Here is a 19,191-nt window from a genome sequence, read left to right as displayed (position 1 = left end):
ACAATCAAGTTGTGTGAGAACGTACTGCACACTGATGGACGTCTGGCAGTGGGTCCTGCTGTACGCGGCGTTCCTCGCGCTCGTCCAGCTGTTGATCTACTACTACCTGCGCCGGGGCCGGGACCGGCAGTCGATGACGGTCTCGGGCGCGGGCGATCGCGGCCGGACCAACGGCGCCGTCCCGAACAGCTCCGGGCTCCGGGAGATGCCCGGATCGCCCGACGACGGCGAGTCGAGCCCGGAGGGCGATCCGCGGCCCGACGCCGACGAGGAGACGCTCGTCTGCCCGCACTGCGGCGCGCGCAACGAGCGCGAGCCGACGTTCACGTACTGCCGGAACTGCGTCTCGCAGCTCGGCGCCTGAGCGACCGGGTGCGGGAGTCCGGCGTCGCCGTCCGTCCGACGTAGCGGCCCGTCCGTACCCTTTTGCGTCCGGCGACGCACCCTCGGATATGCCCCGCGGCGTCGCCGTCAACGTCGGTGCCAACACCAACATCCCCGGCGTCAGGGGGCCGATCTACCCCGACGGCCGGTTCCGGTACGTCCCGATCCCCGAGCGCGAGCCGACCGCCGAGTCGGTGCCGACGTACGCCGACCTCGATCTGGACGTCGACCTGCCCGCCGAGGCGCTCGACGAGCGGGTCCACCTCGATCCGACGTTCGCCGAGTACCCCTGCTGCGACCGCTACACCTACGGCGACGACTACGCCGCGAAAGCCGGCCCGCTCTCGGAGCTCTCTGCGGGCGACTACGTCTTTTTCTACGCGACGCTGTCGACGGCCGTCGAGATTGATGGCGACGCTGACGGCCCCGTGCCGGACGCCCCCGCCGACTGGATCGCTCCGGAGTGGGGAGCGTACGTCATCGGCCAGTTCCGCCTGGCCCGCGATCCGCTCACCGGCGACGAGTATCGCGTGCTCGATCCCGACGAGCGCGCGTGGTTCGACGCCAACGCCCACGTCCGCCGCGAGACGTTCGACGCGCGCGTACTGCTCGCCGGCGACCCCGAGGAGTCGGCGCTGTACGACCGAGCGATCCCGCTGAGCGAACGGGACGCCGGCAGCGACGCGAACCGGCTCGTCACCGAACTGTCGAGCGACTCGGGAAGGGGACCGTGGTGGCGTCGGCCGATGCGGTTCGACGCCGACGGCGTCGAGGAACTGCTCGCGATTCGCGAGAACCGAGCCGTCGAGCGGTGCTTCGCGGCGCCCTGACGCGGTATCGGGAGACGCAGAGCGGCGTCGTGAAGACGCGGAACGGCGTCACGCCACCCCGATGGATTTTGTCTCGGCGTCCCCAGTTTGTGGTATGGGGGAACGAGCCAGGGAGAACGCGGGCAACGTCGGACGACACTTCGCCGATTTCACGCGCCGGGACTGGGAACAGTCGGTCGAAGGGGGACCGATCCGGTTCGCTGTCGTCGGGGTCGGCGGGTTCGCGCGCAACCGCGCGCTGCCGGCGATCAAGGACGTTGCGGCCACCGAGACGACCGTGCTGGTCAGCCGTTCCATCGGGGAGTCCGACCCGGTCGTCGACGAGTACGGCGTCGACGCCGTGCTCGGCTACGACGAGTTCCACGACGGCGCGGCAACAGAGAGCTACGACGCCGTCTACGTCGCGACGCCGAACCTGTTCCACCGGGACTACGCCGAATCGGCGGCCCGGTACGGTAAGCACGTCCTCTGCGAGAAGCCGCTGGCGGCGAGCGCCGAGGACGCCGCCGCGATGGTCGACGCCTGCGACGACGCGGACGTGACGCTGATGACGGCCTACCGCCTGCAGTTCGAGCCCGCGGCGCGTCGCACGCGCGAGATCATCCGCGAGGGCTGTATCGGCCGGCCGGTCCAGATCCACAGCAACTTCTCGACGAAGCTGCTCGACAACTTCGGGCCAGGTCACTGGCGACTGGACCCCGACGTCGCCGGCGGCGGCGCCCTGCTCGACATCGGCGTCTACCCGCTGAACACATCGCGATTCCTGCTGGGCGAGGATCCCGTCGCGGTCCAGGGCGCGACCAACTCCTGGGACCCCGCGTTCGACCGGGTCGACGAGCACGCCGCCTTCCAGCTCGCCTTTCCCGACGGCGTCGTCGCCTCCTGCTCGACGACGTTCAACGGCCAGCCGAACAGTCAGTTACAGATCGTGGGCACCGAGGGGTCGATCTCGATCGACTCGCCCTACGGCGACGTCCCCCAGGAGATCGTCGTCGAGTGCGGCGACATGCGCATGGAGTACACCGGCCCGCCGGTCGACGACGTCGTCGAGGAGGTCGCGTACTTTGCGAACCACATCCTCACCGATCGCCGCCCCGAACCGGACGGCCGTGACGGGCTCGCGGACCTGCAGGCGGCCGAGGCCGTCTACGAGTCCGCGGAGACGGGCGAGCGAATCGAGATCGACTACCTGTAGAACGCCGCCGGCGCCACGGCTCTCGAACGCGGCGGACGGGAGAACGAAGCGTCGATGCCGCGGCTTCTCTCAGCCCGCCAGCGCCGTCTTCACGTCGCCGACGCTCTCGGTTTCGACGATCACGGCGACCTGGTCGCCGGACTCGATCGTCGTCCCGGGCAGGGGGATCGTCAGCGACTCGTGCTCGCGGCCGTGTGCGTAGATCCGGGCGCTCTCGGGAAGATCGACGTCGCTGACGCGGCTGCCGACCGCCGCGGAGCCGTCGCCGATCGTGAACACCGACAGCTGGAGCTGCTCGGTCAGGTCGGAAAGCACGTTGAAGTCACCGCCAAGCAGTGCCGTCTTGGCGCCCGCGGCGCCGAGGCGTTCGGGGTAGATCACCTCGTCGACGTCGTCGGCGTACTTCTGGTAGATGTCCTGGCGGTAGTCCTCGTCGATGCGCAGCACGGTGCGGGCGCCGTTGTGCTTGCCGATCATGCAGGCCGCGAAGTTGACGTTGAGATCGCCCGTGAGGCCGGCGACGGCGTCGATCGTCTCCATCTCGATCGGCTCGAACGTCTCGTCCTCGCCGCCGTCGCCCTCGACGACCTGGAACCCGTCGCTTTGGGCCCGGTCGACCTTCTCGGGGTCGTTCTCGACGACGATGACCTCGTGTCCCTCCTCGCGCAGGATGCGGGCCGTCCGGATGCCGACCCGACCGTACCCCACGATAACGAACTTCATGCGAGATGCCTACGCGGTCGACCCCCAAAAAGACTGGTCCCCGATTCGCCGCCGGGCGTCGATCCGACACTGTCCCCGGAACGGGCCCGTCGCGGCGCTCAGAGCCGGTGGGACTGGGTCGAGAGCACGTCGCTGACGTTCTCCAGTTCCTGCGAGAGCAGTACGACGACGTCGTCGATCGAGACGATCCCCTCCAGGGCTCCGTCGCCGTCGATCACCGGCAGCCTGCGGACGCCGGCGTCGGCCAGGCGCTGGGTCACCTCGAACACGCTCGTCCCCGCGGTGACGGTGACGATGTCGCCGGTCATCACGTCCGAGACGTGACGATCCGCCAGCGTCCCCTCGTCGTCGATCGACAGCGCGATCGTGCGATCGCTGATTATCCCGACCGGCGATTCGTCGTCGTCGACCACGACGACGCTGCCGACCTCCTCGCCGGCCATCGTCGCGGCGACCTCGTGCAGCGGCGTGTCCCCCGTCGTCGTGACGACGTCCTCGGTCATGATCTCGTCTATCGCTCGCGGTCGGATCGCCCGCTCGCCGCCGGACTGATCGATTCCGGGCGTGCCGCGGCCCGACTGAGGTCGGGGCTGCCGGGCCGCGGTTTCGCCGCCTGCCTGTCGGCCCGAACCGGGCGCGTTCCCCTGGTTCCAGTCGCCCGATACGCGCGCCTGCTTCTGGTACCCCCCTTGCTGCTGGCGCCTGCCCGGCTGCTGGCCGCCCTGTCGGTGCTGTCCGGAACTTTGCCGGGACTGCTGTCCAGCGCCCTGTCGTGACTGCTGTCCGCTCTGCTGGGGTTGGTGGTCGCCCTGCCGAGACTGATGGCCGCCCTGCTGGGACTGCCGGCTCCCCTGCCGCGACGGCGTCTGATCGGGCTGGCGCGGAGGCGATCGACGGGGCGGCGACTCCTGACCGCGCCGCGGCGACTGCTGGCCCTGCTGGGGTGGTTGCTGGCGCTGGGATGGCTGCCGCTGTTCGCCCGATTGCCGTCGAGGCGGCTGTTGGCCCTGCTGTGGTGGTTGCTGACCCTGTTGTTGTGGTTGCTGGCCCTGTTGTGGTGGTTGTTGTCCCTGCTGTGGCACTTGCTGCTGTGCCGGTCGCTGCTGGGTCTGGTCCTGTCGGGACGATTGAGGCCGTTGTTGGCGTCGTGTCGGTTGTTGCTGCGGCGGTTGCCGTCGCCCGCCGCCGGACTGCTGGCCGTCCTCCGGCGGTTGCTGTTCCCCCCGTCCGCGGCCGAACGGCTGTTCCCGACTCGGATCGCCCTGTTCTCGATGCGGTGCCGCTCGTCGGTCCGGTCGCTCGTCGTCTCTGTCTCGTGGCATGATAGGTGCTCGCGGGTGTCGCCGGAACGCGACGCGTTACCGGTAAGCAGGACCCGGTTCCACGAGTCCGCGTAAAAAGTGGGCGAACCGTTCAGCCGTAGCGCGGTCGTACTCGCGCTGAACGGTCCGGTAAGACGGCGTTAGAGTCCGAGATGGAATGAGCGACAGCGACGGAGGTCCGCGCCCGCGGGCGGGACGACGAGGAACGAACTACCGGGTCAGGACCGCCACGACCCGATCGCGTTCCGGAGCCGACCGGGGACGCCGAGCAGCGACAGGCCGGCGCCGACCAGCACCATCAGGACGTACAGCCCCAGCGTCGACAGCCAGATCACGATCATCGCGAAGATCGCCCAGCCGCCGCCCAGGTAGGGCGTGTACAGCGCCGCGATCGTCATCGCGGTGCCGTAGAGTAACACCAGATACGGCCCCCAACCCCGCGCGTGGCCGCGGCGGACGCGCCTGCGGACGTAGCGCTTGAGATCGCCCTCGAACTCGTCGCGGTCGACCGTCCGGTCGTCGACGTTCTCCTCGAACTCGTCGAGTTCCGAGCGCAGGTCCGCGATCTCGCTGTTCAGCCGCGCCACCTCGCTCGCCGGCGCCGTTCCCGGGCGGACGCGTTCGGAGGCGGTCGGGTCGTCCGCGTCATTCGGGTCGTCCGACGTAGTCGGACCGTCCGATGCGGTCGGACCGTTCGGCCCGGTCGAGTCGCCGGACTCCCGGTCGGCGTCCGCGCCGGGCCCGCCGTCCGTCTTCGGGTCGCCCGCGCCCGTCGCCGAGCTATCGGAGTCCGGCGTCTCCTCGCCGAGATCGGCGTCCTCGTCGGCGTCGTCCGGTCGTTCGGATGAATCCTCGCCAGTCATCGCTTCGGTTGTGTCAGATTGTCGAGCGCCATCACGTTGTACTTGCCGGTCTGTCGTCGGTCGGTCGTTCGATGCGTGCACGTTCGTTTCGCCGGCCGTGCAGGCGCCGCCCTCCCTGGCACCCGGCGCTCCGTTCGGACCCTGGCCGACGCCGGCTGCCGCCGCCCCCTCGGCGAGTCCGCTCGGATCGTACCCCGGCTCGTAGTCCATCGCGGCGGCGTCGTCGGCGTCGAGCCGATCGGCCAGCACCGCGTTGACCACCGCGCCCAGCATCACGATCAGCGCACCGAAGTACAGCCACGTCACGAGCAGCAACACACCGCCGAGCACGCCGTAGGCCGCGAACGTGCCCGCGTTGGCCGTGTAGAGCTGGAAGCCGGCGCCCAGCACCACCCACCCGAGCGACGCGAACAGCGTCCCCGGCAGCGCCTCGCGCGGCTCGATGTCGGCGTCCGGCAGCAGCAGGTACATCGGGTAAAACACGACCGCCAGCGTCGCGACCAGCAGCGCGAACCCGATCTGGGGCGACATCCCGCCCGCGGGCAACCGTTCGATCGCCGCCCCGATGATGGTCATCGAGGCGACGCCGACGACGATCGCCACCGAGACCGCCAGCGCGTTGAGGAACTCGTTGACGATCGACTTCGAGCCGATCGTGCCGTACACCTGCGAGAACGCCTTGTCGAGCCCGCGGAACAGCCGCAGCCCGCTCCAGAGCAACACGACGGTCCCGACGATCGTCGCGCCCCCGCGGCCGGCCTCGCCGGTCAGCGCTTCCGTGAGCAGATTCTGGGCGTCGGGCGTGAGAAACTCGCCGGCGGTCGCGACGACCTGCCCCTCGAAGACGGCGCCGCCCATCACAGAGGCGATCACCAGCCCCAGCAGCGACAGCGGGATCAGCGAGACGAACGCGTAGTAGGCGACCGCGGCCGCCAGGAACGTGATCTGCTCTGACTGGGCGGCCACCGCTACCGCGCGAACGTCGTCCGGAACGGCGTCGAGTCGCTGTCGCACGGGTGGTAGTTCGGCGCCGCTGCACAAATATTCCCGGCGTCCGCGGGCGGCGCAGCGGTCAGCCGACGCCGAACGCACGAGTCTCGACGCCGCTCCTCGGCGTCCCGCTTACTCGCTCGTCGCGGCCTCGATCTCCGAGACGGCGGCGTCGGTCTTGAACGTCGTCCCGCCGTAGTGGGCCCGGGTCGCCTCGTAGCCGGCGTCTCGAAGCTGTTCCAGAAAGTCGTCCATCGCGACGGCCGAGCGCGTCCACTGCTTGCAGAGCTTGTGCTGGTCGAAGTGAGTCGGCTCGTCGAGTTCGTCTTCCAGCGTGTCCAGCAGGTCCCGGCAGTCCTCGGCGGTCCCCATATCTTCCGAGACCTGCTCGCGGGTCGCCGCGGCGAACTCGCTGTCGGTCAGCTGCCCCAGCCAGATCGGTCCCGCAGTGAGGACGCGGTTGCCGCCGCAGTTCGGGCACGTCTCGGGCGGGTGGGCGATCAACCCCGGCTCGCTCTCGCGGTGGAGACAGTCCTCGCAGTGGTGGACGTGGCCCAGCCCGTCGATCGCCTCGTTGGCGTCGGTCGCGCTGTGGTCGAGATCGAGGTAGGTCCGGGCGTAGTGGTTGGTTGCGTGAGAGAGGATCGGCGTTGCGCCGACATCGTATCGAGCGGCCGTTCGGACCAGCGCGGAGACGAGCACGCGCAGGCCCATCTCGGCGTGGTACTCGGTGTTTCGCGGGATCGCGGAGTACTTGCGGACGCCGCTGTCGAAGTGCGCGCCGCAGAGCGGCGCCGTGTCGGTCGCGGTGACGCAGACGAGGTCCCGCGTGTTGGCCAGCGCCGCGTCGGCAAAGGGCATCGGCGTTCCGAACGGGTCGATGTCGACGACGTCGTACACCGACTCGTGGAGCAGGGCGTTGACGTCGCGCTCGACGACCTCGCCCTCGACGCCGTTGCGTTCGAGATTGCGTTCGCAGAGGGCGACGGCGTCGGGATCGAGGTCACAGAGCGTGACGTCCCAGCCGTCGACCGCGGCGCGGACGCCGCGGGCGCCGCTGGCGGCCATCGCGTCGAGATAGGAGTTCGCCCGCTCCTCGCGCTCTCGGTAGGCCCGCAGCGCCGCGACGGTCAGGTCGCGGTTGAGCTCCTGGACGGGGTTGAAAAACACCGCGTCGTCGATGCCCTCGGACTCCTGTTCGGGCACCTCGATCTCGACTGCGCCCTCCCGGATCTGCATGCCGACCTCTCGCCGCCGCGGGGCGAAAAGCCCCACGATGCGCGTCGGCGGGCGCTGACGGCTGCCGTGGCGGGCGGGAACGACCGCGACCGACCGTCGGTTTTTTGACTCGTGGGAAATGATACCACGGAGAACGCGGGCGACGGGGCGGCTCCGTCGCCGAGACAGACCCATGATCGAGCCGATCACCGTACTCCACGTCGACGACGAGCCGCCGTTGTTGGACCTGACGAAGACGTTCCTCGAACGGGAGGGCGGCATCGAGGTGCGGACCGAGTCGGATCCCGAGCGCGCCCTCGAACTGCTCGACGGCTCGATCGACTGCGTGCTCAGCGACTACCAGATGCCTGCGATGGACGGCATCGAGTTCCTCGACGCCGTGCGCGAGCGCCGCCCGTCGATCCCGTTCGTGCTGTTTACCGGCAAGGGCAGCGAGGAGATCGCCAGCGAGGCGATCTCGGCGGGCGTCTCGGACTACATCCAGAAGGAGACCGGCAGCGACCAGTACACCGTGCTGGCCAACCGCATCCGAAATCTCGTCGACCAGCGCCGGACCGAGCAGACGCTCCGCCAGCGCGTCGAGGCGATCGAAGCCGCCTCCGAGGGGATCGCGATCTTCGACGGCTGCGGCGAGTTGGCGTACGCGAACGAGGCGTACTCGGAGCTGTACGGTCGCGACCTCGACGACCTGTTCGGCGAGCACTGGCGCGACATCCACTCGGAGTGGGCGATCGAGCGGGCGGACGACGAGGTCCTGCCGTCGCTGCGCGAGGGCGGGCAGTGGTCCGGAGAACTACCCGTCGAGCGGTCCGACGGGACGACCGTTCCCTCGTCGGTGTCGGTCGCGTCCATCGAGCGAGGAGCGACGGGCCGCAACCCGGACGACGAACGGAGCGGCGGCGCCGTCTGCGTGGTACGTGACCTCACCGAGCGCCGCGAGCGCGAGCGGGAACTCGAGGAACAACGACGCCGCTTCCGGTCGCTGCTGGAAAGTCTGCCCGGGATGGCGTACCGGGCGCGCACCGACTCGGGATGGCCGATGGAGTTCGTCAGCGAGGGGTGCGAGCGGCTCACCGGCTACGAGCCCGACGCGCTGGAGTCCGGCGAGGTCTCCTGGGGCGAGTCGGTGATCCACCCCGACGACCTCGAGACGGTGAATCGGGTCACCCGCGAGGCGCTGGACAACGGCGACGCCTTCGCCCTGGAGTACCGCATCCTGACGAAATCCGGCGACGTCCGCTGGGTCTCCGAGCGCGGCCACCGCGTCGAGCCCGAGATCCTCGAGGGGTACATCGCGGACGTGAGCGCGCGTCGGCAACTCGAGGAAGAGCTTCGCCGCGAGCGCGGCGACGCCGCCGTCGGTTCGAACGACCGCGACGCTGCCGGTCGTGACACCGAGGCGCCGGACGACGCCTGATCCCCTGCGACCGAACCTGTTTTGAGAGGCGCTTTCTAATCTGTGTGGCGTGACCCGGGTGATCGGCGAGTCGTCGATCCGCGCGCGCCAGCCGGTGCGGCCAGCGGAGGGTCGACCGTGAGCGACGCCGACGACTGGCGCACGGAGCTGGCTGCAGCCGGCGAACTGACGCCCGCGGTCGTCGAGCGCGTCACGGCGATCCACGGCGACCGGGGAGCTCGCGCCATCGAGGCCGTCGCCGAGGGACGCGTCAAGGAGTACCGCGATTTCACGGTCGTCGTCGGCCACTCCGACGAGTACGTCGTCGAGGGGCGGGGCTGCACCTGCGAGGACACGCTGTACAATCTCGACCCCGACGACCCGACCGACCTCTGCTGGCACGCGCTGGCGGCGACGATCGCCGATTCGATCGACGCGGCCGACCACCACGACATGTACTACTCCGACGTCCGCGAGTTTCTCTGAAGGTAGGCCCCCGCGAGCGCTGTCTCCGGCGGCGCCGCCGTTCGGTCCGATAGTTCATCGCCCCCGATTCTCCGGTAAGCGGGGCGTACCGCGGGACGCCGTCGCCCCGACTGCCGACGCGGGAGCGTATACGTCAGTTACCGTTTCGGATGTCCGGTAACCGCCAGTTGCGGTCCGGATAGCCGGAACGTGCCGTCTACTATCCCCCGAATACCTTTCACCCGATTCGCCCCAGCGCAGACCATGCGACGTCGAACGTTCGTCACGGCGTGCGGAATCACGGCACTGGCCGGGTGCTTCGGAGCCGACGAGGACGACCCCGACAACGAGTCGGCCCAGCCCGCGGACGGCCAGGACAACGTGAGTGACGGCAACGAGAGCGGCGGTGGCAACGAAAGCGGCGGCGATAACGAGAGCGACGGGGAGGCCGGCGGCGAGGAGGACCGGCTCGGCGCGACCGATCCCGACCCGATCGAGTACTCGGGGAGCGGCAACGCTCGGACCGAGCCGTTCGCGGCGCGGCCGGGGCTCACCGCGCTGGACGTCGATCCGGTCACCGGCATGGCGGTCGACGTGGTCGATTCGCAGGGAGACGTCTGGCGGTCGCTGGAGTGGGATCTCCGGAACTACCAGGGGCTGGTCCCGGTCGACATTCCGCAGGGACAGTACACCCTGGAGGTCCGGACGGACCGCGACTGGACGATCCAAGTCATCCAGCCGGAGGTCGGCGACGGCGACCTGGTGACGCCGGAGGCCACGCTCGCGGGCACCGAGCCGAAGTATCTCGGTCCGGTCGACTTCTCGGAGGTCGGCTCCGTCGCGATCGACCACGCGGGCGTCGGCGAGTTCTCGCTGAAGCTGTACGACCTGTCCGGCGAGTACCTCCAGGAGCTGTACCACGACCAGGGGATCTTCGAGGCCGACGTGACCGTCGACTACGGCGGCCAGGGCTGGCTCGTCGTCGCCGCGTCGAGCGACTGGGAGATCGCGGTCCAGTCCGACGGCGGCGACACCGAACCGACGGGGACGCGCCAGTCCGAGGACGACGGCGGGGGGAACTCGTCGGGCAGCACCAACACGTCCGGCGGGACCGGGACGAACGCCTCCGACAACAGGTCTGGCGACAACGAGTCGGACGGCGGCGGGCTGTTCTGACGAGTCGCTCGCCTCGTCCCTCGCTCATTTCTCGACGTTTCGCACAAACGGAGAAAGCGTGGCCGCCTGCGATCGCGGTGAGCGGTAGATCAGACGCCCGTCGAGTACCGCAGGATGCCGGCGACGCCGCCGAACGCGTCGTAGAGCTGCTCGCCCTTCTCGAAGTCAGTCGAGATGAACGTGGTGTCGGTGCCGCGCTGCTCGGCGATGTCGATGAGGTGGTCGATGGCGTCCTCGCGGGCGTCGTCCTCCTCGTCGGCTTCGACCTCCTCGCCGCACTCGCTGCAGGTGTGGGTCGGCGTGTTCTTGCGCCGGTCGATCACTTCGCGCTCCTCGTGGCCGTTGGAACACTCGTAGGTGACGACGTCCTTGCGGAGATCCTCGCTGATCAGCAGCGTCTCGACCGAGCCCATGACGAGGTTCCGGCGGGTCTGCTCGAAGCCGTAAGTCGCCTCCTCGCCGCCGTGGAGCTCCTGGAAGAACTCCTCCATCAGCGACTTGTCCTCCATGAGCTCGGCGTCGGCCAGCGCCTCCTCGCCGGCGTCGACCAGGTCGTACAGGCCGGACTCGTCGGTGTAGGAGACGTCGAACTTGCCGAGCACCTTGTCCTGGAGCTCGTGGTGGAGGTAGTCGCCGTCTAGAAATTCGTCTTTCGTCGGCGAGGGGCCGCCCACCAGGATGCCGTCGAGCTCGTGGCGCTCGGCGACGAACAGGTCGTTGGCCATCCCGGCGACCTCCTGGTAGAAGTTGTCGATCGCTTCGAGCCGGAGTCGAGCGAATCGCTGGGCGGACTGGCCCCCTTTTCGCTGCTTGCCGGGCACCAGCGACGTGGCGGACTTGACGGGCTCGACGCGTTTGCCCCGCAGCCAGCCGACGTTGGCCTCGCGCCGGTCGAGCACGATAAGGCCGTACAGCCCCTTGTCGGCCAGCATGTGCTCTAACGGTTCGGTCAGGAACGCCGAGTCGCAGTGGTAGCGGAACGACTCGATGGGCTGGGGCGGGTTCTCCAGCACTTCGGTGACCATCTCGGTGCGCCCGCCGCCGGAGTCGACGGCGCCCGAGAACAGCACGACGCCGTTCTCCGGCGGGTAGGTGTCGAAGTACTTCAGGCGGGCCTTGATCGACGAGAGGGCGTCCTGCACGGCGGTGCGGGTCTGCTTGGACTTGATGTTCGACGCCTCGCTGTGCTCCTGGGTGACGTGGGCGACGACGTCGCTGATCTGCTTGTCCGGCGGCACGTAGATGGTGACGAGCTGAGTCCCCGAGCCCTCGTACTCCTTGAGGTCCTCGATGACCTTCCGGAACTCGTACTTTTTCCGGTCGGACTGTTCGGCGTCCTGCTGACTCATTGTGTGTACTAGCCGCCGGAGCGTGTAAGTATGCTTTGACCTGGCAGCAGGCGGGCGTACGCGAGTCCTCGCGGGACCTGATCGAACGCCCGCGAGCGCCCGTCCGGCGCCCGGTCGCCCGTCGGCGTCGACCGTCGACGCTCGGTCCGGCGCGGCGTCAGGTCGGTGCGGTGATACGACGCGCTCAGCGCCGCCGAGCCGGACGCGCGCGTCCTGCGATGTTTTATTACCCGCGGGTGACTGTGGTCCGGTAACGAATATGTCTGGCACCACGGTCTACGCCGTCGCGAGCGGGAAAGGTGGGGTCGGGAAAACGACGACCACGGTCAACCTCGGCACCGCGCTGGCGGGCGCGGGCAAGCGCGTCGCGATCGTCGACGCCGACCTCGGGATGGCCAATCTCGCGGGCTTCGTCAGCCTCTCGCCCGACGGCCCGACGCTCCACGACGTGCTCGCGGGCGACGCCGACGTCCCCGACGCGACCTACGAGGTGGCCGACGGCATCGCGGCGATCCCCAGCGGCACCGAGCTGGAGGCGTTCGCCGACACCGACGCCACCGGGCTGGGCGAGGCGATCGACCGCCTGCGCGGCGAGTTCGACTACGTGCTGTTAGACGTCGGCGCCGGCGTCAGCCACGAGTCGGTGCTCCCGCTGGGCATCGCCGACGAGGTGCTGCTGGTCTCGACGCCCGAGCCCGCCTCCGTTCAGGACGTCCGCAAGACGATCGACCTGGTCGACCGCGCCGGCGGCTCGGTCGCCGGGCTGGTGGTCACCCGCGGTCGGCCCGACGGCGACGTCTCCCACGAGGAGATCGCCTCGCAGCTCGGCGTCGACCTGCTGGGCTCGATTCCGGAGGACCCGACGGCCCGGGACAGCGTCTACGCCGGGACGCCGCTGGTCGTCCACGAGCCGGAGGCGCCGGCAGCGACGGCCTACCGCCAGCTCGCCGCGACGCTGGCCGACGACGTGGACGTGAACGTGCCGGGCGCCGCTGCTGAGTCGGAAGCTGACGAGAAATCGGACGACGTAACGGAGGACGCCGCGGCCCCCGACGAGCCCGCGGCGGACCTCGCCGATACCGAAGCGGACTCCGACGATACCGAGGCGGACGCCGACGACGCCGAAGCGGACCTCGACGAGGGGGCCGAGGTCGACGGCGTCGCCGCCGCCGAGAGCGCGGCCGAACTCGACGCCGATCCGGCCGCGGCGGAAGCTACCGACGAAACCGACCCCGCCGATCCCGAGGAACCCGCCTCCGAGACGTCCGTGGAGGACGCCATCTCCGAGGTCAACGTGGGCGCCGACGACGAGGCTGACGACGCTGCCGAGGCCGCGAGCGAACCGGAAGGCGCCGTCGCGGTCGGCGGCGACGGGTCGACGGCGCGCGAAGCCGAGGACGATGCGGTCGAGGGCGCCGTCACGATCCCGGACGCCGAAGCTGACTCCGGCGCCGACGCCGAAGCCGACGAGGCGGACGATCCCGTCGAACTCGACGACGACGCGATCCCGTTCTCGGGCGACGACGCGGACGCCGCGTCGTCCGACGAGGACGACGCCGTCGATTCGGCCGAGGACGACGACGATGGAGACGAAACTGACGACGCCGGGGACGCCGACGACGCGGAAGCCGACGACGAAGACGACGACGGCGGCTTCCTCGGCGGTATCTTCTGAACTGGCCGCTCGTCGATTGACGCGCACGATCCATGGACGACGACTCCACCGCGGCGAAAATTCGATCGTTGCTGGGCCGGGTCGCGGGCCACGTGCTGCTGTTCACGGGCGCCTTGCTGACGCCGGCCAGCCTCTGGTTCCTCCTGAACGGTCGCCTCGGCGTCCTCGTCGTCGCCGCCCACCTGTGGGGGTGGCTCTGCTTTCTGGCCGGGCTCTCGCTGATCTACTCGAACTGAGTCACATCGAGCGGGGCGCTTCGACGCCCAGCGCGTCGAGCGCGTTGCCGACGGCGTGGCGCGCGGCCGCGACCAGCGCGAGGCGGGCGTCACGAACCTCGGGGTCGACGTCGTCGCCCAGCACCTGGCACTCGCGGTAGAACGCGTTGAAATCCTCGGCGATTTCGCGGGTGTAGGTCGCGACGACGTGGGGCTGGAGCTCGTCGGCGGCCTCCTCGATCACGGCGGGGAACCGCGCGACCGTCCGGAGCAGATCGCGCTCGTACTCGGTCGAGAGCAGGTCGGCGTCGACGTCGGGGGACGGGTCGTCATCCGCGCCCTCCAGAATCCCGCAGCACCGCGCGTGAACGTACTGGACGTACGGCGCGGACTGGGCCTCGAAGTCGAGCGCCCGGTCCCACTCGAACGTGATCGCCTTGGCGGGCTGCTTGGCGACGATGTCGTAGCGCACCGCGCCGATGCCGACCTGCCGGGCGATCCGCTCGACGTCGTCCTCGTCGAGGTCGTCGTCACGAATCCGGTCGTCGAGGCGGTCCTCGACTTCCTCGCGGGCGCGGTCGATCGCCTCGTCGAGCAGGTCGTCGAGATCGACGCCGGTGCCCGCGCGGGTGGACATCTTCCCCTCGGGGAGGTTGACGTAGGAGTACAGCACCTGTTCGAGCTGGTCGGTGTCGTTGCCCAGCAGCTCCAGCGAGGTCCGGAGCTGGCGGGCCTGCAGGCCGTGGTCCTCGCCGAGCACCGTCACCGCGCGGTCGTAGTTGTCGAACTTCCACTCGTGGTGGGCCAGGTCGCGGGTCGCGTAGAGGCTGGTGCCGTCCGAGCGGAGGAACACGAAGTTCTTCTCGATGCCGTGCTCGCTGAGGTCGAGCTGCCAGGCGTCCTCCTCGTAGACCGCTTCGTCGAACTCCTTGAGCCGCTCGACGAGGTCGTCGACCGAGCCGTCGAACATGAACCGCGTCTCCTTGACGAACTCGTCGAACTCCGCGGGGAGGCGTTCGAGCGACTCGCGCATCCCGCCGAGCACGGTGTCGACGACCTCGCTGATCCGCTCGTAGGTCGCCTCGTCGCCCTCCTCCAGGCCCTGCATGATCGCCTCGATCTCCTGCTCGGCGGTCTCGACGTCGGCTTCGGGCCCCTCTTCGAGGAACTCGTTGCCCTTGCGGTAGTAGCGGACGAGGTCGTAGTCGGCCTTCTCGCGCTCGGGCTCGGACAAGTCCGACTCGTCGAACGTCTCGTAGGCCCAGGTGAACACCGCGATCTGGCGGCCGGCGTCGTTGACGTAGTAGTGCCGGTCGACGTCGTAACCGGCGTAGTCGAGCACTCGCGCGAGCGCGTCGCCGATGATCGGGTTGCGCGCCCGGCCGACGTGGACCGGGCCGGTCGGGTTCGCGCTGGTGTGTTCGAGGACGAGCGACTCGTCGCGATCCGGCAGCGCGCCGAAGTCGTCGGCCTGCGCGGCCTCCAGCGCGGCCTCGAAGTAGCGGTCGCTCGGCAGGAAGTTGACGTAGGGGCCCTGCGTCGTCACGGCGGCGACGTACTCGTACTCGTCGGGGTCGATCTCGTCGGCGACGTCGGCGGCCACCTTCGGCGGCGGCGCGCCGACCTCGCCGGCCAGCCGGAACGCGACGCTCGATGCGAGGACGGCGTCGACGTCGTCCGGCGGCCGCTCGATGCCGAGGTCGTCGGCGGGCAGGTCGAGCGCGGCCAGCGCGTCGGCCAGCGCGGCCTCGACCTCCTCGCGGACGCTGAGGAACATACCACGTCGTATTCGAGCGGCGGATAAAGGCGTGACGAGTTGGGGCGGTCGTGGCCGCGGCACGACGATGCGGTCGCGGCGGCGCCGCGACGCCGAGGGCGCGTCGACATCGTGGCGACGGCGCGACGCCGAGGGCGCACCGGCATCGCGACGCCGGGGACGCCGGGGACGCCGCGGCGCCCGCGCCGACCCGAGCGGGTGCGGAGTCGTCCCGTCGCTACACGGGTTCGGGGTCGAGCACGACGTCCTCCGCGAGGTTCTCGACGTCGTCGCCGGCCGCCAGCGCGTCCAGGCAGTCGGTGACGCTGTAGGAGCCGTCCGGCGCCGAGGAAGGGTAGACGCCGGTGATCTCGCCGTCGCGCCGGATCGCCACGCACAGCACCGGGAGGCTGAGCACCGTGCGATCCCCGCCGGCGCCCGAGCGCTCGCGGAAGAACGGCTCGATCGAGAGCTCGGTCCCGTCGGTCGCCGCGTCGAGTTCCCGGTACGTCTCGACGCCGACGGGCGGGTCGCGGTCCCGCGCCGGGCTGACGGACACCTGGTTGCTCCAGCGGGTCACCGACACCGCCTCGGCCGTCCCCCGATCGCGGAGCTCGCGCATCCGTTCGAGCATCGCCTCCTGCCGGCGCCGGGCGGCGTCGGGGGCGAACGCTCGCATGTACACGTCCAGTTCGAGCGGTCGATCGATATTCTCCATGGTAGTCTCTAACTAGAGCTACGAGAAATTCGCGTAAAGTCCTTTCAGCGATCCCGGTCGACGCCGGTACGGTCGCTCTACGCCGACAGTCGCAATCGCTGCACGGCGTCGTGACGGCGTCCCGCCTACACGTCCGGCTGCTCGTCGATCAGCACGACCGCCTCGCCGTCGATGACCGCCTCGTCGTCCTCGTCGTACACCGCTGTCGCGAGCCGGTAGCGGTGCTCGCCGAGGTCCTCGACGATCTCGCACTCGGCGGTGACCCGTTCGCCGATCCGCACCGGCGCGTTGAACTCCAGATCCTGCGAGAGGTAGATCGTCAGTCCGGGGAGGCGCGCCAGCGCGGCGCTGATCGTCCCCGCGACGAGCGTCCCGTGGACGATGCGGCCCTTGAACCGCGTCCCGTCGGCGAACACGTCTTCGAGGTGGAGGCGGTTCGTGTCGCCGCTGGCCTGCGCGAAGGCGTTGACGTCGCGCTCGACGAGCGGCTTGGAAAAGCGGACGTAGTCGCCGACGCCCAGCTCGTCGTACTCGTCGGTCGTTCGCTCCATCGACCAGCCGGCGTCGCCGAAGGCGACCTCGGCGACGGGCGCGTCCGTCCGTTCGCAGTCCGCCTCCCCGGACTCCCGGTCGATCCCCATCGCGGCGAACAGGGCGTTGTTCGCCTCGACGTAGCTATTTACGGCGTGACGGGAGGCGTCGGTCCACTGCTGGCCGATCGCCATCGGATCGGCTACCTCCGCGTCGGCGTCGTTCCCGCTCATGGCGCGCCACCCCCCGCGGACCGGTTCACTCCGTGAGTCGATACCCCCGAACCGCCGGCACTCGAAGCCTGGGGAACGTTCACAGGTGCCCTACGCGGGCAACCGTCATGTGTTTGTCCCCAAACGCTTTGGTTCCGACCGCTCGCACAGGTGCCCGGAGCGGCGCGCTCGTCACGCTCAAAACCCCGGGGCCCGAACTTCCCGGTATGCACTTCGACCAGCGGACACAGCGCGCGCTGCGCGAGGTCGGCCTCGACGCCGACGAACTGCGGCGCGCCTCGGAGCTCGTCGTCGAGGAGACCGCCGAGACGGCCGCCGAGCTGGAGGCCTTTTTCCAGGCCGCGGACACGCTCTACTCGGATATGGAGATGGCCCACAGCGCCAGCGACTTCCCCGAACACACCGTCGAGTACCTCGATCTGACGACTCACGCCGACGATATGCGGGGCTGGCTGCGCTTCGACTCGTGGGGCGCGTACGTCGAGGACGGCCGCGTGCTCGAGGATGACCTCGTCGAGCTGACGCTCGGACCGACGATCAACGACCGCGTGCAGTTCGCGCCGGATCGCGAGCGGCTCCGATGACGGCGGTTCGGCTGCGCGGCATCTACTCGACCGCGCTGACGCGGCTCCTCCTGGATGCGGACCACGAGGTCGTTCAGGCGTCGCCGCCGATCCGCGAGCGGTTCGACGCCGACCTCGCCGCGGCGCCGGCGGCCGCCGGTATCGCGGACACCGACGACCGGCAGGGCGTCGGCGTCAGCGGCGATCCTGACGCGGTGTCGGAGCTGGTCGGCCTGTTGACCGACGAACTCGCGCGGGATGCGATGGTCTGGTCCGCCCGAGCCCCGCGCGGCGCGGTGTTCGACGGCGTCGTCTCGCGGACGCTCGGCAGCGGCGCCGTCGTCGAACTGGCTGGCGATTCGGAAACCCCCGCGACGCCGGAGCTGGACGCCCGCGCGCCCGACGTCGACGCCGAGGGCTTTCTCCCGTTCGACGACGCCGACGGCTACGTCGACGAGGGCGACAGCCTGCGCGTCCAGGTCCGCGAACCGGCGGCGCCGTGGGGCGACGACCGGCCGCTGCTCGGGACCGATATCGAGGTGCCGGGCGAGCTCGTCTCGCTCGTGCGCGGCGAGGAGGGCGCCAGCGCCGACGCCCGCGGCGAGCGCGGCACCGAACTCGTCCGGACGACCGACCTCCTGCCCGCCGAGGCGCCCGACGGCTGGGGCGTGCGCTGGGAGCGCGACGCCGCCGACGCCGAGATGGACGCGCTCGGTTCCGCGCTCTCGCGAGCCGTCGAGCGCGCCGAGTCGATGGAGGAGACGCTGTCGTCGTCGCCGTCGGAGGGGGTTGCGCCGCGGAGAGTTGTCGCCCCGCAGGCGACCGCGTGGGTCTGGTTCGGTCGCGAGTCGCGGTTCGCGCTCGACGGGCGGCGCCGCGACGTGACGACGACGATGCCGGGCCACCACCGCACGAAGGCCGCCGCGCGGTCGGCCAGCGACGCGGTCGACTTCGTCGAGGCGGTCTGCGCGACGTCCGGTGAGTTCCCCGTCGGCGAGTTTCCCTTCGGCGCCGTCGCCGACCAGTTCGGCCCGCGGGAGGGCGACCGGATCGCGCTGGGCCACGGCAAGCCCGACGGCCGACTCATCACGCTCGGGCGCGGCGAGGTCACGGAGCGCGACGACGACGGGGCGCTGACGCTGCGCCGCGAGATCAGCTCGTCGGGTACGTACGACGCCATCGGCACCGAGCGCGAGCCGGGCGACGTCGCCGTCACGAAGCTCCAGGAGGGTCGCTGGTGGTATCCGACGGTGTACCGGGGCGAGGACGGCGAGCGCAAGGGAACGTACGTCAACGTCTGCACGCCGGTCGAGCTGTTCCCCTCGGTCGCCCGCTACGTCGACCTGTACGTCGACGTCGTCAGGCGCCCCGACGGCGAGGTCGAGCGGGTCGACGCCGACGAGCTCGCGGAGGCGGTTGAGACGGGCTACGTCTCCGAGGAACTCGCCGAGAAGGCCCGGAGCGTCGCCGGCGCCGTCGAGAACGCACTCTAGCCCGCGCCGGCAGGTTACTGTCCGACGCGCGGCAACTCCCCCGGCCTAATTTGAGGGACGCGGTCGACGGTTACG

18 protein-coding genes and 1 pseudogene are annotated in these 19,191 nt (G+C 69.9%); 11 read left to right on the top strand and 8 right to left on the bottom strand.

Translation table 11 applies throughout. The features are described from left to right. Nucleotides 1-34: 34 nt before the first annotated feature. The 3 genes from ABDZ81_RS09615 to gfo6 all read left to right on the top strand — a co-directional run bounded on the left by ABDZ81_RS09615 (nucleotide 35) and on the right by gfo6 (nucleotide 2,409). The gene (locus tag ABDZ81_RS09615) at nucleotides 35-364 is read left to right on the top strand and encodes a DUF7577 domain-containing protein (protein ID WP_343773748.1); all 330 of its coding nucleotides are present in this window, start codon (nucleotides 35-37) and stop codon (nucleotides 362-364) included. Between the two features lie 88 nt (nucleotides 365-452). Next, nucleotides 453-1,214, top strand: coding sequence for an Nmad3 family putative nucleotide modification protein (locus tag ABDZ81_RS09610; RefSeq protein WP_343773747.1), 762 nt, complete (start codon nucleotides 453-455; stop codon nucleotides 1,212-1,214). A gap of 94 nt (nucleotides 1,215-1,308) precedes the next feature. Further along, nucleotides 1,309-2,409 (top strand): D-xylose 1-dehydrogenase Gfo6, encoded by a 1,101-nt coding sequence (gene gfo6, locus ABDZ81_RS09605; protein WP_343773746.1) that lies wholly within the window; start codon nucleotides 1,309-1,311, stop codon nucleotides 2,407-2,409. 69 nt (nucleotides 2,410-2,478) lie between these two features. Here gfo6 and ABDZ81_RS09600 read toward each other — a convergent pair whose 3' ends face one another. Both ABDZ81_RS09600 and ABDZ81_RS09595 read right to left on the bottom strand, forming a co-directional pair. After that, nucleotides 2,479-3,132 carry a potassium channel family protein gene (locus tag ABDZ81_RS09600; protein WP_343773745.1) on the bottom strand — a complete coding sequence of 218 codons (654 nt, stop codon included), beginning with the start codon at nucleotides 3,130-3,132 and terminating at the stop codon, nucleotides 2,479-2,481. A 98-nt stretch (nucleotides 3,133-3,230) separates the two neighbouring features. Beyond that, nucleotides 3,231-3,635, bottom strand: coding sequence for a CBS domain-containing protein (locus tag ABDZ81_RS09595; protein WP_343773744.1), 405 nt, complete (start codon nucleotides 3,633-3,635; stop codon nucleotides 3,231-3,233). Nucleotides 3,636-3,953: 318 nt separating this feature from the next. Here ABDZ81_RS09595 and ABDZ81_RS09590 point away from each other — a divergent pair, with 318 nt between their 5' ends. Beyond that, nucleotides 3,954-4,529 (top strand): hypothetical protein, encoded by a 576-nt coding sequence (locus ABDZ81_RS09590; protein WP_343773743.1) that lies wholly within the window; start codon nucleotides 3,954-3,956, stop codon nucleotides 4,527-4,529. 143 nt (nucleotides 4,530-4,672) lie between these two features. Here the strand turns inward: ABDZ81_RS09590 and ABDZ81_RS09585 are convergent, their stop codons facing one another. After that, nucleotides 4,673-6,331 (bottom strand): YhjD/YihY/BrkB family envelope integrity protein, encoded by a 1,659-nt coding sequence (locus ABDZ81_RS09585; protein WP_343773742.1) that lies wholly within the window; start codon nucleotides 6,329-6,331, stop codon nucleotides 4,673-4,675. 108 nt (nucleotides 6,332-6,439) lie between these two features. Beyond that, on the bottom strand, nucleotides 6,440-7,546 hold the full coding sequence (locus tag ABDZ81_RS09580; protein WP_343773741.1) for a tRNA (guanine(26)-N(2))-dimethyltransferase: 1,107 nt from the start codon (nucleotides 7,544-7,546) through the stop codon (nucleotides 6,440-6,442). A gap of 172 nt (nucleotides 7,547-7,718) precedes the next feature. Here ABDZ81_RS09580 and ABDZ81_RS09575 point away from each other — a divergent pair, with 172 nt between their 5' ends. The 3 genes from ABDZ81_RS09575 (at nucleotide 7,719) to ABDZ81_RS09565 (ending at nucleotide 10,583) form a co-directional block, all read left to right on the top strand. Further along, the gene (locus ABDZ81_RS09575) at nucleotides 7,719-8,963 is read left to right on the top strand and encodes a PAS domain-containing response regulator (protein ID WP_343773739.1); all 1,245 of its coding nucleotides are present in this window, start codon (nucleotides 7,719-7,721) and stop codon (nucleotides 8,961-8,963) included. A gap of 117 nt (nucleotides 8,964-9,080) precedes the next feature. Continuing rightward, nucleotides 9,081-9,428 carry a hypothetical protein gene (locus ABDZ81_RS09570; RefSeq protein WP_343773738.1) on the top strand — a complete coding sequence of 116 codons (348 nt, stop codon included), beginning with the start codon at nucleotides 9,081-9,083 and terminating at the stop codon, nucleotides 9,426-9,428. 243 nt (nucleotides 9,429-9,671) lie between these two features. Continuing rightward, nucleotides 9,672-10,583 (top strand): hypothetical protein, encoded by a 912-nt coding sequence (locus tag ABDZ81_RS09565; protein ID WP_343773737.1) that lies wholly within the window; start codon nucleotides 9,672-9,674, stop codon nucleotides 10,581-10,583. Nucleotides 10,584-10,672: 89 nt separating this feature from the next. On the opposite strand, the gene prf1 is transcribed toward ABDZ81_RS09565, so the two are convergent. Next, nucleotides 10,673-11,932: a peptide chain release factor aRF-1 gene (gene prf1 / locus ABDZ81_RS09560; RefSeq protein ID WP_343773736.1), complete on the bottom strand. Its 1,260-nt coding sequence runs from the start codon at nucleotides 11,930-11,932 to the stop codon at nucleotides 10,673-10,675. Between the two features lie 259 nt (nucleotides 11,933-12,191). Between prf1 and minD the strand changes: the two are divergent. After that, nucleotides 12,192-13,088, top strand: a pseudogene (gene minD, locus ABDZ81_RS09555) (cell division ATPase MinD); the annotation flags it as partial. Between the two features lie 551 nt (nucleotides 13,089-13,639). Next, nucleotides 13,640-13,843, top strand: a complete 204-nt coding sequence (locus ABDZ81_RS09550; protein WP_343773735.1) for a hypothetical protein — start codon at nucleotides 13,640-13,642, stop codon at nucleotides 13,841-13,843. A 1-nt stretch (nucleotide 13,844) separates the two neighbouring features. On the opposite strand, the gene argS is transcribed toward ABDZ81_RS09550, so the two are convergent. The 3 genes from argS to ABDZ81_RS09535 form a co-directional block, all read right to left on the bottom strand. Beyond that, complete coding sequence (argS, locus tag ABDZ81_RS09545; protein WP_343773734.1) at nucleotides 13,845-15,599, bottom strand: arginine--tRNA ligase; 1,755 nt, start codon at nucleotides 15,597-15,599, stop codon at nucleotides 13,845-13,847. A gap of 217 nt (nucleotides 15,600-15,816) precedes the next feature. Further along, entirely contained in the window at nucleotides 15,817-16,296 is a 480-nt protein-coding gene (locus ABDZ81_RS09540) for an HTH domain-containing protein (RefSeq protein ID WP_343773733.1), read from the bottom strand. Nucleotides 16,297-16,421: 125 nt separating this feature from the next. Then, nucleotides 16,422-17,060 carry a MaoC family dehydratase gene (locus ABDZ81_RS09535; protein WP_343773731.1) on the bottom strand — a complete coding sequence of 213 codons (639 nt, stop codon included), beginning with the start codon at nucleotides 17,058-17,060 and terminating at the stop codon, nucleotides 16,422-16,424. A gap of 206 nt (nucleotides 17,061-17,266) precedes the next feature. Between ABDZ81_RS09535 and ABDZ81_RS09530 the strand changes: the two genes are divergently transcribed. Both ABDZ81_RS09530 and ABDZ81_RS09525 read left to right on the top strand, forming a co-directional pair. After that, nucleotides 17,267-17,644: a DUF7532 family protein gene (locus tag ABDZ81_RS09530; protein ID WP_343773730.1), complete on the top strand. Its 378-nt coding sequence runs from the start codon at nucleotides 17,267-17,269 to the stop codon at nucleotides 17,642-17,644. Next, a complete protein-coding gene (locus ABDZ81_RS09525; RefSeq protein ID WP_343773729.1) occupies nucleotides 17,641-19,116 on the top strand; it encodes a ribonuclease FAU-1 family protein in 1,476 nt (491 codons plus the stop codon). The genes ABDZ81_RS09530 and ABDZ81_RS09525 overlap by 4 nt, the downstream gene beginning before the upstream one ends. Nucleotides 19,117-19,191 lie beyond the last annotated feature (75 nt).

This window comes from Natronoarchaeum mannanilyticum, assembly GCF_039522665.1.
Taxonomy (GTDB): domain Archaea; phylum Halobacteriota; class Halobacteria; order Halobacteriales; family Natronoarchaeaceae; genus Natronoarchaeum; species Natronoarchaeum mannanilyticum.
This window is presented reverse-complemented; position numbering and strand designations above follow the sequence as displayed.

Bases quoted from the DNA above. Each gene is read 5' to 3' on its own strand.
- ABDZ81_RS09565 (WP_343773737.1), top strand. From the start codon at position 9,672: ATGCGACGTCGAACGTTCGTCACGGCGTGCGGAATCACGGCACTGGCC.
- ABDZ81_RS09525 (WP_343773729.1), top strand. From the start codon at position 17,641: ATGACGGCGGTTCGGCTGCGCGGCATCTACTCGACCGCGCTGACGCGG.
- ABDZ81_RS09595 (WP_343773744.1), bottom strand. From the start codon at position 3,635: ATGACCGAGGACGTCGTCACGACGACGGGGGACACGCCGCTGCACGAG.
- ABDZ81_RS09575 (WP_343773739.1), top strand. From the start codon at position 7,719: ATGATCGAGCCGATCACCGTACTCCACGTCGACGACGAGCCGCCGTTG.
- ABDZ81_RS09540 (WP_343773733.1), bottom strand. From the start codon at position 16,296: ATGGAGAATATCGATCGACCGCTCGAACTGGACGTGTACATGCGAGCG.
- ABDZ81_RS09580 (WP_343773741.1), bottom strand. From the start codon at position 7,546: ATGCAGATCCGGGAGGGCGCAGTCGAGATCGAGGTGCCCGAACAGGAG.
- ABDZ81_RS09615 (WP_343773748.1), top strand. From the start codon at position 35: ATGGACGTCTGGCAGTGGGTCCTGCTGTACGCGGCGTTCCTCGCGCTC.
- ABDZ81_RS09530 (WP_343773730.1), top strand. From the start codon at position 17,267: ATGCACTTCGACCAGCGGACACAGCGCGCGCTGCGCGAGGTCGGCCTC.
- ABDZ81_RS09550 (WP_343773735.1), top strand. From the start codon at position 13,640: ATGGACGACGACTCCACCGCGGCGAAAATTCGATCGTTGCTGGGCCGG.
- ABDZ81_RS09600 (WP_343773745.1), bottom strand. From the start codon at position 3,132: ATGAAGTTCGTTATCGTGGGGTACGGTCGGGTCGGCATCCGGACGGCC.
- prf1 (WP_343773736.1), bottom strand. From the start codon at position 11,932: ATGAGTCAGCAGGACGCCGAACAGTCCGACCGGAAAAAGTACGAGTTC.
- gfo6 (WP_343773746.1), top strand. From the start codon at position 1,309: ATGGGGGAACGAGCCAGGGAGAACGCGGGCAACGTCGGACGACACTTC.
- argS (WP_343773734.1), bottom strand. From the start codon at position 15,599: ATGTTCCTCAGCGTCCGCGAGGAGGTCGAGGCCGCGCTGGCCGACGCG.
- ABDZ81_RS09590 (WP_343773743.1), top strand. From the start codon at position 3,954: ATGGCCGCCCTGCTGGGACTGCCGGCTCCCCTGCCGCGACGGCGTCTG.
- ABDZ81_RS09535 (WP_343773731.1), bottom strand. From the start codon at position 17,060: ATGAGCGGGAACGACGCCGACGCGGAGGTAGCCGATCCGATGGCGATC.
- ABDZ81_RS09610 (WP_343773747.1), top strand. From the start codon at position 453: ATGCCCCGCGGCGTCGCCGTCAACGTCGGTGCCAACACCAACATCCCC.